The 12,341-nt window shown below is 65.7% G+C and carries 12 protein-coding genes and 3 tRNA genes; 11 read left to right on the top strand and 4 right to left on the bottom strand.

Annotated features, from left to right (window positions below):
* Positions 1-156 precede the first annotated feature (156 nt).
* Together EGM71_RS07895 and dapA are read right to left on the bottom strand one after the other, a co-directional pair.
* On the bottom strand, positions 157-672 hold the full coding sequence (locus EGM71_RS07895; protein WP_188488958.1) for a hypothetical protein: 516 nt from the start codon (positions 670-672) through the stop codon (positions 157-159).
* A gap of 32 nt (positions 673-704) precedes the next feature.
* Positions 705-1,598 carry a 4-hydroxy-tetrahydrodipicolinate synthase gene (dapA, locus tag EGM71_RS07890; RefSeq protein WP_188488956.1) on the bottom strand — a complete coding sequence of 298 codons (894 nt, stop codon included), beginning with the start codon at positions 1,596-1,598 and terminating at the stop codon, positions 705-707.
* A gap of 164 nt (positions 1,599-1,762) precedes the next feature.
* Here dapA and EGM71_RS07885 point away from each other — a divergent pair, with 164 nt between their 5' ends.
* The 10 genes from EGM71_RS07885 to EGM71_RS07840 all read left to right on the top strand — a co-directional run bounded on the left by EGM71_RS07885 (position 1,763) and on the right by EGM71_RS07840 (position 7,712).
* On the top strand, positions 1,763-2,323 hold the full coding sequence (locus tag EGM71_RS07885) for a glycine cleavage system protein R (protein ID WP_005409051.1): 561 nt from the start codon (positions 1,763-1,765) through the stop codon (positions 2,321-2,323).
* A gap of 79 nt (positions 2,324-2,402) precedes the next feature.
* Entirely contained in the window at positions 2,403-2,882 is a 480-nt protein-coding gene (locus EGM71_RS07880) for a peroxiredoxin (protein ID WP_188488954.1), read from the top strand.
* Between the two features lie 84 nt (positions 2,883-2,966).
* On the top strand, positions 2,967-4,367 hold the full coding sequence (locus EGM71_RS07875) for a PhoH family protein (RefSeq protein ID WP_049486960.1): 1,401 nt from the start codon (positions 2,967-2,969) through the stop codon (positions 4,365-4,367).
* Complete coding sequence (locus EGM71_RS07870; RefSeq protein ID WP_188488952.1) at positions 4,364-4,870, top strand: hypothetical protein; 507 nt, start codon at positions 4,364-4,366, stop codon at positions 4,868-4,870. The genes EGM71_RS07875 and EGM71_RS07870 overlap by 4 nt, the downstream gene beginning before the upstream one ends.
* 11 nt (positions 4,871-4,881) lie before the next feature.
* Positions 4,882-5,550 (top strand): YoaK family protein, encoded by a 669-nt coding sequence (locus EGM71_RS07865; protein WP_188488950.1) that lies wholly within the window; start codon positions 4,882-4,884, stop codon positions 5,548-5,550.
* A 107-nt stretch (positions 5,551-5,657) separates the two neighbouring features.
* Positions 5,658-6,467 (top strand): bifunctional hydroxymethylpyrimidine kinase/phosphomethylpyrimidine kinase, encoded by an 810-nt coding sequence (thiD, locus tag EGM71_RS07860; protein ID WP_188488948.1) that lies wholly within the window; start codon positions 5,658-5,660, stop codon positions 6,465-6,467.
* Positions 6,464-7,390, top strand: coding sequence for an alpha/beta hydrolase family protein (locus EGM71_RS07855; protein ID WP_188488946.1), 927 nt, complete (start codon positions 6,464-6,466; stop codon positions 7,388-7,390). Before thiD ends, EGM71_RS07855 begins: the two co-directional genes overlap by 4 nt.
* Positions 7,381-7,457: transfer RNA gene (locus EGM71_RS07850), tRNA-Arg, on the top strand. The genes EGM71_RS07855 and EGM71_RS07850 overlap by 10 nt, the downstream gene beginning before the upstream one ends.
* Before the next feature lie 69 nt (positions 7,458-7,526).
* Positions 7,527-7,603: transfer RNA gene (locus tag EGM71_RS07845), tRNA-Arg, on the top strand.
* A gap of 32 nt (positions 7,604-7,635) precedes the next feature.
* Positions 7,636-7,712, top strand: a tRNA-Arg gene (locus EGM71_RS07840).
* Positions 7,713-8,303: 591 nt separating this feature from the next.
* Here the strand turns inward: EGM71_RS07840 and EGM71_RS07835 are convergent.
* Positions 8,304-9,224 carry a LysR family transcriptional regulator gene (locus EGM71_RS07835; RefSeq protein ID WP_188488944.1) on the bottom strand — a complete coding sequence of 307 codons (921 nt, stop codon included), beginning with the start codon at positions 9,222-9,224 and terminating at the stop codon, positions 8,304-8,306.
* 140 nt (positions 9,225-9,364) lie between these two features.
* On the opposite strand from EGM71_RS07835, the gene EGM71_RS07830 reads away from it, so the two are divergent.
* The gene (locus EGM71_RS07830) at positions 9,365-10,066 is read left to right on the top strand and encodes a pirin family protein (protein ID WP_188488942.1); all 702 of its coding nucleotides are present in this window, start codon (positions 9,365-9,367) and stop codon (positions 10,064-10,066) included.
* Between the two features lie 56 nt (positions 10,067-10,122).
* Here the strand turns inward: EGM71_RS07830 and EGM71_RS07825 are convergent, their stop codons facing one another.
* Complete coding sequence (locus EGM71_RS07825; RefSeq protein WP_188488940.1) at positions 10,123-12,327, bottom strand: TonB-dependent siderophore receptor; 2,205 nt, start codon at positions 12,325-12,327, stop codon at positions 10,123-10,125.
* Positions 12,328-12,341: the final 14 nt, after the last annotated feature.

The raw sequence follows: 12,341 nt of genomic DNA, 5'->3' as shown, positions 1-12,341 counted from the left end.
CGGAAAAGGGCGCCATCGGCGCCCTTTTCTGCTTCTCGGCAGGTGCCAACCGCAAGATCCGGCAGGTGCCAACCTTGGTTGGCACAAAAGCGCCAACCAGGGTCGGCCTCTACCCGGGCAGGTGCGGACCTGGGTCCGCGCCCACCTGGCCTCCCCTTACTGGGCCAGCTTCGCCTTCAGCGCAGCGATCAGCTTCACCGGCGCTTCGGCGGTGGCCGGCAGGCCACGCGGGTCGACCGCGGAGATGTAGGCGCCGGCATCGACGGCCACCACGCGGACCAGGAAGTTGCTGCCTTCATAGGCCACGTCGTACGAGCCCAGCAGCTGCGCGCGGCTGGCGATGGTCACGCCTTCGACGCCTTCCAGCGCGGTGCCGACCTTGGCGAAGGCTTCATCCTTGCCGCCGGCAATGGTGAAACCGGTGTTGCCCACCGCCGGGGCTGCGGCAACCGGGGCCGCCGGCTTGGTCGCAGAGGTCAGCGCCGGCACCTTGTTGTCGGTGGTGGCATTGGGCAGGTTCAGGTCCGGCGGCACTTCCAGCGGACGCATTTCCGGGGCCAGGGCGTAGTCGCCCTTGACGCCACGCTTGAAGCAGCCGGTGGTACCGGCGGCGACAGCCACGGCAAGCAGGGCGTAGGACAGCACGCGGACGGTGGAAACGGATTGACGCATGTGAATCTCCTGGGTCAGACCAAGACGGAAGGTCAGTGGCTGGAAAGGGCTTCGAGGGCGGCGATGTCGCCGGCAAGATGGTCGGCAGCCGGATGATGCGCTGCCGACAGCGGCAGCAGCGGCAGGCGCAGGTCATGACCGATGCCGATGCGGCGCAGCAGCGCCTTGACCGGGATCGGGTTCGGTTCGACACCACAGAAATCATGGAACGGATGCAGGCGCGCATCCCACGACCCGGTGGCTTCGTGATCGTGCGCGGCGGCCAGTTCGCACATCCGGCGGTAGGCGCCCGGAAGCACATTGGAACCCACCGAGATCAGGCCGTCGATACCGGCCTGGATCGAACGCGCGGCCGTACCGTCGTCGCCGCTGAGCACGGCAAACTGCGGGCTGCGCAGCGCGAGCAGCGCCTGCACCCGGCCGGTGTCACCCACCGCTTCCTTGATGCCGACGATGTTGGGGTGGCTGGCCAGCTCGGCCACGGTCTCCGGCTGCATGTCGCAACCGGTACGGCCTGGCACGTTGTACAGCACGACCGGCAGCCCGCCCTGGTCGGCGACCGCGCGGTAGTGCGCGATCAGGCCAGCCTGGGTCGGCCGCACATAAGGCGGGGTGACCACCAGCGCATGGCTGGCACCGAGCGCGGCGGCACGGCGGGTCTGTTCGATGGTCTTGGCGGTGCCCGAAAGGCCGGTACCGGCCATGACCGGGATGCGGCCGCCGATGCGCTCGACCGCGCTGGCCAGCAGCAGGTCGTACTCGGCATCGGTGAGGGTTGCCGCTTCACCGGTCGAGCCGGCTACGACAACGCCATGGACGCCACCTTCCAGTTGCAGGTGCAGCAGGCGCTGCCAACCGTCGGGATCGAGGGCGCCGTCGGCCCGGAACGGGGTCGCCAGCGCGGTGATGAGGCCGGAAAGGGACAAGGACGTGCTGCTCTTGGCTGGGAAGGGAAAACGCCCGCCACGAAAGGCCGGGGGCGACTTGAATGTTACTTGCGGCGCGAAAGCACGGGCAAGTATGCTGGACACCGGTGGATCCCCGCCTCTGGCGGGCATTCAGACTAACGCATGCATTACCCGGAATCGCCTTGACCGACACCACCCCGCGCCCCGCGCCGAGCGAAAACCACCTCCTGATCAACGCCTATACGACGCATCCGGAGTCCCCCCTGCTGTCCGTGACCCGCCGCATCGCCGACAGCGGCTGCAATCTGGTGGACGCACGCCTGGCCACGGTCGGCCGCGATGTCTCGGTCACCGCCCTGGCCACCGGCTCCTGGGACTCGGTGGCCAAGCTCGAGGCGATGCTGACCCGGCTGGAGCGCGAGGAAGGCCTGAAGCTGGTCTGGTACCGCACCGCCGCCAAGCAGGCGCAGTCCAACCTGCTGCCGTACATCGTTGAAGTGATCGCCGCCGACAAGCCGGGCATCCTGTTCCAGCTTGCCGATTTCTTCGATCGCCAGGGCATCACCATCGAGAACCTGCAGAGCACGCGTTACCGCGCCATGCAGACCGGCGCGGAAATGTTCAGTGCACAGGTCACCATCGGCGTGCCGGCCAACATGCACATCGCCGCGCTGCGCGACGATTTCCTTGAATTCTGCGACCACCTGAACCTGGACGCGATCATGGACCCGATGAAATTCTGATTCTTCGCGCGCCTCTCACGGGCGCGTGGCGTTTCATGCAATTGTCGTAGAAAGAACCCAGGCTCGACAGAAGGACCTCATGAACAACGGCGATATCCTGGACAGCACCACCCTTTCCCTGCCGCTGGCGCTGTCCGGCGGCGAACAGACCACCCTCGGCGACTACGCCGGCCACTGGCTGGTGCTGTACTTCTATCCCAAGGACAGCACCCCCGGCTGCACCACCGAAGGCATCGACTTCAACGCGCTGCTGCCGAAGTTCAAGAAGGCCGGCGCAGTCGTGCTGGGCGTCTCGCGCGACTCGGTGAAGTCGCACGACAATTTCTGTGCCAAGCAGGGCTTCAACTTCCCGCTGGTCAGCGATGGCGACGAAGCGCTGTGCAGCGCCTTCGATGTGATCAAGATGAAGAACATGTACGGCAAGCAGGTACGTGGCATCGAACGCAGCACCTTCCTGATTTCCCCCGACAGCCGCATCGTGCAGTCCTGGCGCAAGGTCAAGGTTGCCGGCCATGCCGATGCCGTTCTCGCCGAACTGAAGGCCTCCCAGTCCAAGTGAGTCCCACTGCCTACTGTGTCTGCCACCACCCTGCCCCGCAGCAGGCCGTGGTGGTTTTTCCCTGTCCGTAACCAGGAATCGACGATGACCCGAGGCAAGCGCATCTACGTGCTGGATACCAACGTGCTGATGCACGATCCCACCGCGCTGTTCAAATTCGAGGAGCACGACGTCTACCTGCCGATGCAGGTGATCGAGGAGCTGGACAACGGCAAGAAGGGCACCTCCGAAGCGAGCCGCAACGCCCGCCAGGTGAGCCGCTTCCTCAACGAGCTGGTGCAGGAATCCGGCCTGGACAACCTGGCCGACGGCATTCCGCTGCAGCGACCCAATGGCCTGCAGCTGCGCGGCAAGCAGAGCGCCGGCAAGCTGCGCTTCCAGACCAGTCATTTCGACGCGGGCAAGAGCTTTGGCAAGGTCATTCCGGACAATGCCATCCTCGGCGCGATCCTGGCCCTGAAGGAAGAAACCCCGGACCTGCCGGTGGTGTTCGTTTCCAAGGACATCAACCTGCGGATCAAGGCCGCCATCGCCGGCATCGTGTCCGAGGACTACGAGAACGACCGCGCGCTGGACGATTTCAGCCTGCTCTACACCGGCGCCACCGAGCTGCCGGAAGACTTCTGGAAGCGCCACGGCGACGACCTGCGCAGCTGGAGCGACAAGGGCCGCACGCACTACGAAATCCAGGCGCAGGATGGCGAGGAGTGGTACCCGAACCAGTACGTCTACCTGCCGGGAGAAGATGAAGTCGAGCTGCGCGTCAGCCGCGTGGTCGGCGACGGCAAGGTGGTGCTGTCGCTGGTCGATGATTTCCGCCACGGCAGCCACGCCGTATGGGGCATCAGCGCACGCAACCGCGAGCAGAACTTCGCCCTCAACGCACTGATGGACCCGGAGATCGACTTCGTCACGCTGCTGGGTACCGCCGGCACCGGCAAGACCCTGCTGGCGCTGGCCGCCGGCCTGGCGCAGACGATGGACCAACAGCGCTACCGCGAGATCATCATGACCCGCGCCACGGTCAGCGTCGGCGAAGACATCGGTTTCCTGCCAGGCACCGAGGAAGAGAAGATGACGCCGTGGATGGGCGCGCTGACCGACAACCTGGAAGTGCTCACGCACAACCAGGAAGGCGGCACCTGGGGCCGCCAGGCCACCAACGACCTGCTGGCCAGCCGCATCAAGATCCGCTCGATGAACTTCATGCGCGGCCGCACCTTCCTGTCGCGCTATCTGATCCTGGACGAGGCGCAGAACCTCACCCCGAAGCAGATGAAAACGCTGATCACCCGTGCCGGTCCCGGCACCAAGATCGTCTGCCTGGGCAACGTCGAGCAGATCGACACACCGTACCTGACCGAGACCACCTCGGGCCTGACCTACGCGGTGGACCGCTTCAAGAACTGGCCGCATAGTGCGCACATCACCCTGCGCCGTGGCGAGCGTTCGCGCCTGGCCGATTACGCTTCGGAGGTGTTGTGAACCGCTGCACCCGCCTGTTGCTGCCCACGGCTGCGATCGCCCTCGCAGCCGTGCTCGGTGCCTGTACCACCACGCGCGGCCCAGCCAGCGTGCCGACCACCGAGCGCACCGGCCAGTCCTGGGTAGTCACCCGCCCGATCATCGCCGCGCAGGTGCTCGACACCTGCTCGCGTCCCAGCCCCGGCCGCGAGGCCGGGCGGGTCAGTGGTTACTGGGCGCCCAGCCGGCAGCAGGTCGACCAGCTGGAAGCGAAGCTGTCTTCGCTGGAGGCCCAGGTGCCGAAGGTGCTGGACTTTGACCGCCAGTACGTCGGCATCGAAAGCGCTGGCCAACGGTTGATCTACATCAACGCCTTCCACCTGCCCGACGACAGCGGCATCAATCCGGCCCGCGAAGCGATCCGCGTCTGCGATGGCGGCGCGCAGTTCTGGGGCGCAGTGTTCGACCCGGCCAACAACACCTTCAGCGAGCTGCAGTTCAACGGCGGCCTCGGCGGGCCCTGAGGGCCCCGCCGATGGGAATTCGCCTGCCCACCTGGGTCTGGATCGGCGCGGTCGCGCTCTCGTGCGTGGCCGGCATGGTCAACGTGGTTGGCTTCCTTGGTTTCGAGCACCAGGCGGTCAGCCATATGACCGGCAGCACCAGCCAGCTCGGCATGGCGCTGGCCCAAGGTGACTGGCGCGCGGTCGGCCACTTGTGGGGACTGCTGATCGCGTTCTCGCTGGGCGCGATGCTCAGCGGCCTGCTGATCCAGGACAGCACCCTGCAGCTGGGCCGCCGCTACGGCGTAGCGCTGGCATTGGAATCGGCACTGCTGCTGGTGGCCATTCCGTTGTTCGAACAACACCAGATCTGGGGCGCACTGGCCGCCGCCATGGCCTGCGGCCTGCAGAATGCAATGGCCACCACCTTCAGCGGCGCGGTGGTGCGCACCACCCACCTCAGCGGCATGTTCACCGATCTCGGCATCGGCCTGGGCCACCTGCTGCGCGGACTGCCGCTGCAGGTGCGACGGCTGACCCTCAGCGGCCTGATCATCAGTGGCTTCCTCGCCGGCGGCATGATCGGCGCCTGGCTGTTCATGCGCTGGCAGTACGACGCCCTGCTCGCCCCGGCCCTGCTGACCGGCCTGACCGGGCTGGGCTATGTGCTGTACCAGCAGTGGGCGCGTTGGCGGCATTGAGTACCGCGCTATGGGGGTCAGATCCCTTTTCCTGCGGAAAAGGGATCTGACCCCATCTACCGGCGGCGACGCTACCGCCTTTACGGCGACCACGGCACAATCGCTGGATGAGCCCGACCACTCCCGTATCCGCCCTCACCATCGCCGGCTCCGACTCCGGCGGTGGCGCAGGCATCCAGGCCGACCTGAAGGCCTTCGCCGCGCACCGCGTGCATGGCCTCTCGGCGATCGCTGCACTGACCGCGCAGAACACCCGTGGCGTCGCCGCCGTGCATGTGCCGCCGATCGATTTCCTGCGGGCACAACTGGATGCCTGCTTCGACGACTTCGACATCCACGCGGTGAAGCTCGGCATGCTGGCCAACGCCGAGGTGATCAATGCCGTCGCCGATGCATTGGAGCGCCATCGCCCGCCGCACGTGGTACTGGATCCGGTGATGGTCGCCACCAGTGGCGCCCGCCTGCTGGAAGACAGCGCCCTGCAGGCAATGCGTGAGCGGCTGTTCCCGCTGGCCACGCTGATCACCCCGAACACGCCGGAAGCGGAGCTGCTGGTCGGACGGAAGATCGGCAACGGCGATGACGCCGAACGGGCGGCCTCCGCCCTGCTCGACCTGGGTGCCGGTGCGGTGCTGCTGAAAGGCGGCCACCTGCAGGAAGGCAGCCGCGTGATCGACCGTTACTTCGACGGCGTCAGCAGCGAAGAATTCATCCACGCCCGGCTGCCACTGGATGCACACGGCACCGGCTGCACACTGGCCTCGGCCATCGCCGCGCAGCTGTGCAATGGCCTGAGCCTGGCCAACGCCTGCGAAGCCGGCATCGACTACGTTGCACGCGGCCTGCAGCAGGGCTATGCCCCCGGCCGCAGCGAGGTGCTGGTGCTCGATCACTTCGGCGCGGCACCACACGCATGAGCCTGACGCCGACCCTCCATGCGGTGCAGTGCAACGACGGCCATCGCTACGAGGTGATTGCCTGCGTGCCCTCACAGCCCATCGCGCGCCTGCTGTGGCTGCCGGCACTGGGCGTGGCCGCGCGCCACTACCTGCCGCTGGCATTGGCGCTGGCGGCGAAGGGCGTGGCGGTCTACGTGCACGAGTGGCGCGGCAACGGCAGCAGCTCACTGCGCCCATCGCGCACGCAGGACTGGGGCTATCGCGAGGTACTCGAACAGGATCTGCCAACCAGCCAAACGGTATTGGCCGCAGCGGATGACGACGCCGGCGCCCTGCCCTGGATCATCGGTGGACACAGCCTCGGTGGGCAGCTGGCCTGCGTGCATGCCGGCCGCAACCCGCACTACTTCAACCGGCTGTGGCTGGCCGCCAGTGGCTCACCGTTCTGGCGCGGGTTCCCGCCACCGCGTGGCTGGCTGCTGCCACTGGTCTACCGCTTCCTGCCGTGGATCGCGCAGCGCCAGGGCGTGCTGCATGGCCGTCGCCTCGGCTTTGGTGGCACCGAAGCGCGCGGACTGATTGCCGACTGGGCACGCGTGGGCCTGAACAACCACTACGCCGCAGCTGGCATGGACGAAGACCTCGATGCGCAGATGGCGCGCGTGCATGGCAGCGCACAGGCCGTGCTGATGGAGCATGATTGGTTGGCACCGACCGGATCGATGCAGACGCTGCTGGCGAAGCTGCCGAATGTGGACGCGCAGCTGCGCGTGCTGTCCGCGCAGGAACTGGGCACGCGCGCCGACCATTTCGCGTGGCTGAAGGCGCCGGAGGCCGTAGCTGACAGCTTTTTCATTCAGTTGGATGAAAATTTTCACAAAACTGTTGACGGTACGCGCCGACATCCGCATAATTCCGCTCCTGTCGCAGGGCGCCCGTAGCTCAGTTGGATAGAGTACCTGGCTACGAACCAGGCGGTCGGGAGTTCGAATCTCTCCGGGCGCACCACTCGACAGGTTTTCAGCATCCGCCGCTGAAAATGCAGTAAAATTAAGCAGTAAGTTGATTGTGTACCGCGCGCCCGTAGCTCAGTTGGATAGAGTACCTGGCTACGAACCAGGCGGTCGGGAGTTCGAATCTCTCCGGGCGCACCATACACAGTCAGCACAACAAGTTTATGTAATTGGCGCCCGTAGCTCAGTTGGATAGAGTACCTGGCTACGAACCAGGCGGTCGGGAGTTCGAATCTCTCCGGGCGCACCATTACACCGAAACAGCAGGCCTCGGCCTGCTGTTTTTTTATGCGTGTTTTTCGGCAGGGCTGCGCCCTGCACCCGCAGATGCCTCAAGCCAAGGCAACGGCAACAGCAAAAGCTGGCATTCCGTGGGTTGGCGGGGCGGTGTCGGAGCGCGGGGACGCCGTGAACCCGTCCATGGGGGCTTGGCCGCGGCATCCATGCCGCGGACACCCCGCACTCCGATACCGCCCCACCCCTGACAGATTTCCGCGATCTGATGGATCCACGCCATGCGTGGATGAATCTCCATCGGAATCGAATATTTCGAATCGAGATCGAAAAGCATCCACGCATGGCGTGGATCTACTGTGTCGACCAAGGTCGACACCTACCAACAGCGGTCCATGCCGTTCCGACAGATCGCGGAAATCTGTCGAAGGCGGGGTGGGTCCGGTTGCGGGGGCGTGAGCCGCATGGATGCGGCGACCGAGCTTACATGGACGTATTTACGGCGTCCCCCGCAACCGGACCCACCCCGCCATCCCTCAGGAAACCAGCTTTTGCTGTTGCTTGGCTTGACGCCTCTGTGGGTGCAGGGCGCAGCCCTGCCAAACCCCTACCCCCTGGCCATTGCCTGCCACCATTGCGACAGCAGCTCCGGCCTCCGCAGGCGCTCGCGCCACCAGCGCAATGCCGCGCCATCCTCACCGGTGCGCCAGGCCAGCCAGAAGGTTTCCTCCGGCTTGTGTTCCTCCACCTCGCGGATCACCAGCTGGCCACGCGCCACTGCAGCGCGCGCGCACGGCTCGGGCAGGAAGCCGAATCCCACGCCTTCGCACTGCAGCTTCAATTTGCTGGCCATGTCGGGCACCGTCAGCATCTCCTGCCCCATCAACAACCCCACCGTGCGCGGTAGCAGCCTGCGCGCCGAATCGGAAACGGCAATCGCGCAATGCTCGACCAGCTGCTCGCGACCCAGCACGCCCGGCACGTTGGCCAACGGATGTTCGGGTGCGACCGCGAACACGAACTCCACCGTGCCCAGCGGCTCGACCACATAACCACCGCCACTGGGGCCCTCGCCCGGAGCACCCACCAGCAGGTCGGCACGGCGGTCCAGCAGGGCCTCCCAGGTGCCGGACAATGCCTCGCCGATCAACCGCAACCGGGTCGGCGCCTCCGCCTCACGAAACGCTGCGATATCCGGCCCAAGCAACCAGGTCGGGAACACTGAATCCACCGCCAGGGTCAGTTCGGTCTCCCAGCCCGATGCCACCCGGCGCACCCGCAGCTCCAGCTCGCGGGCCGCGCGCAGCAGATGCCGGCCCTCATCCAGCAGGGCGCGCCCGGCCTCGGTCGGCTCGGCACGCGGGCCGACCCGGTCGAACAGCTGAACGCCCAGGTCCTCCTCCAGCTTGGCCACGGTGTAGGAGATGGTCGAGGGCACCTTGTGCAGGGCCTTGCCGGCGCCGGCAAAGGAGCCGCGGCGGTCGATGGCATCCAGGATCTGCAGGGCATCGAGGCTGAGCTTGAGCATTCGAATTTTTCGATGATGGCTGTCAAAACTATCCGTTTTTCAAACCCGAGGCGCAAGCGGATACTTCTCTCCAACGGGGAAACACAGCGGCTACCAGCCCACCCCGCCCCATCGAAACCATCGAACAAGGAGATTCCATCATGCTGCAGATCCGCAAGAGCGCTACCCGTGGCCTGGCCGAGCATGGCTGGCTGTCCTCGCGCCATACCTTCTCCTTCGCCAACTACTACGACCCCCGCTACGTCAGCTTCGGCCCGCTGCGGGTGATCAACGAAGACAAGGTGATCGGCGGCCAGGGCTTCGGCACCCACAGCCACAGCAACATGGAAATCATCTCCTACGTGCTGGGTGGTGCGCTGGAGCACAAGGACTCGATGGGCACCGGTTCGGTGCTGCGCTACGGCGACGTGCAGCGCATGAGCGCCGGCAGCGGCGTCAGCCACAGCGAGTTCAACCACTCGTCCGACGAGACCGTCCACTTCCTGCAGATCTGGATCTTCCCCGACAGCGAGAACATCACGCCGTCCTACGAGGAAACCCACTTCGCACCGGAGACCAAGCGCGGCCAGCTGCGCCTGATCGCCTCGCCGGACGGTGCCGACGGTTCGCTGCGCATCCATCAGGATGCCCGCATCTTCGCCACCATCCTCGATGGCGGTCAGAAGCTGCATCACGCGCTCGGCAACGGCCGTGGCGCCTATGTGCAGGTGGCCCGTGGGCAGCTGCAGGTCAACGGCATCACCCTGGAAGCCGGTGATGCGCTGCAGGTCAGCGACGAAGCGCAGCTGACCCTGGAAAACGGCAACGACGCCGAAGTGCTGGTGTTCGACCTGCCGCTGTAACCGTAGCGCCCGCGATGCCATGATGCACCGCGGGCGTTTTCGTGCAGCGACTGGCGTCAGAACCTGTACGTCATCGCCAGCCGCACATTGCGCGGCTCACCCCAGGTGTAGGTGCTGTACCAGCTGAAGATCGTGTAGTAGCGCTTGTCCAGCAGGTTGTTGACGTTGAGCGTGGCCGACAGGCGATCGTTGAATTCATAGCGCGCCATCGCATCGAGCAGCCAATAAGGCTGGGTGCGATGCACCACCTTGCCCTGCGTGGCCGGGTTGGTGATCTCGCCGAAGGTGGAATCCTGCCAGCGCGCGCCACCGCCCAGCGTCAGCCCCTTCCAGTCGCCGCGCAGGCGGTAGCTGGTGTGCAGGCTGAACTGGTTTTCCGGCTCCAGCGTGGTCACCTTGCCACCGGCCTGGCGCGCGATCTTGTGCGAGAACCCACCCTGCACCTGCCAGCCCTCGGCCAGCTGGCCAGACATTTCCAGCTCGTAACCCTTGGTACGCACCCCCATCAGGGCGCGATAGGCATCCTGACCATCCGGTGTCTTGCCACCGGTGGGCTGGGCAAAGTTGTCTTGGTCAAGCTGGAACAACGCCGCACTTGCATTGAGGCGACCATCGAAGAACTCAGCCTTCAGGCCCACCTCGTAGCTGCGGCCTTCCAGCGGATCCAGCGCCTTGCCCTGCTCGTCGCGCTGCCCCTGCGGTTTGAAGATGGTGCTGTAGCTGGCGTATACCGAGTAGTGCTCACCCAGGTCGTAGACCACACCGGCATACGGCACATAGACGCCGGTCTCGCGCGTGTCCGGCGAGCGGTAGCTGGCCAGTCGGCTGCCGACGATCAACTTCAACGGATCGGCCACGTCGAAACGGCCGACCACGTACAGGCCGTTCTCACGCGTCACTTCGTTGTTGCTGTAGCTGCGCTGCCACTCCGGCTCGGGAATGTCGCCCTGCCATGCGCGGTAGTCGGGTACTTCCGTCGGGTAGCCAGGCTGCGGCGAGTAACCGGTATTGGTCCAGCGCTTGCGCGAAGCACTGCCGCCCACCACCAGCTCATGCTCGCGGCCGAACAGGCCGAAATGCCCGCTCACATAGAAGTCGGCGGCATTGCTGACGGTCTTGCCGACATACTTGCCCAGCCACAGCGACACGCCTTCGCCAGTGACCGGATCAGGATTTCCACCCGCCGCCCCGGCCAGCGCGGCGTCATAGCCGTTGACCTGGTGGTTGAGCTGCAGCTTGGCGACCCAATCGTTGTCGAAGGTGTGCTCCAGCGTGGCAAAGCCGGTACGCACATACTGGCGCCAGCCACTCCAACGGGTGCCGTTGTTGAACGAGCGCGGCATGTCATTGAAATTGCCTGCACTGTCCAGCAGCGGAATGCCACCCCAGGTCGAGCCCTTCGGATCGCTGTCCATCGCATCGCCCCCCACGGTCAGCAGGGTGCGCTCGCCCAGATCGGCCTCCAACACGGCGTAACCGACCTTGCTGGTGCGCTGGTAGTGGTCGAGGTTGGAATGCTTGTCCTGCCACGCACCGACCGCGCGGCCGCGCACACGCCCATCGGCGGTCAATGGGCCACCCACATCGATCTCGGCACGATAGTCGTCCCAGCGGCCGACACCCAGCGTCGCACTGCCGGCGAAGTCCTTGCCCGGCTTCTTGCGCACCAGGTTGATGGTCGCACCCGGATCACCCATGCCGGTCAGCAGGCCGGTGGCTCCCTTGAGCACTTCGATGCGGTCATAGATCGCGGTATCGCTGAGCGTGTTGCCCGCCGAGTAGGCCGAGTCACGCGACATCGGGATACCGTCGTACTGGAAGTTCTGCACGGCGAAGCCGCGCGCGTAGTACTCGGTGCGCTCGCTGTCGTAGGTGACGATGCTGATACCCGGGGTCACCCGCATGACGTCGTCGATGCCATGCAGGCCGAAGTCATCCATCTGTGCGCGGGTAATGACACTGATGGTCTGTGGCGTCTGTCGCGGCGTCAGCACCAGGCGGGTGGCGGTGGCGATGGTGCCGGGCGTGTACGCGCCGCTGCCCTCGGTGATGGTGCCGAGCAGGTTGGCGGTGACCTGGACGGTCTGCAGCGTCTGCGATGCCGGCGTGCGGGGGGCCTTGTCCGGTTCGGTGGTGGACTGCGCGGCTGCGATGCCGCTGCTGGCCAGTGCGGTGATCAGCAGGCCCTGGGCAAGCGCCTGCGGCAACGCACGGCGACGCGGCAATGGGGACGAAATACGGGCATCAGGCACAGACAGCACGACGGGACCTCCAC

The organism is Stenotrophomonas maltophilia (assembly GCF_006970445.1).
GTDB classification, from domain to species: Bacteria; Pseudomonadota; Gammaproteobacteria; order Xanthomonadales; family Xanthomonadaceae; genus Stenotrophomonas; species Stenotrophomonas maltophilia_AU.
The sequence above is the reverse complement of the archived record's forward strand: the minus strand, read 5'-3'. Positions and strand labels throughout refer to the sequence as shown.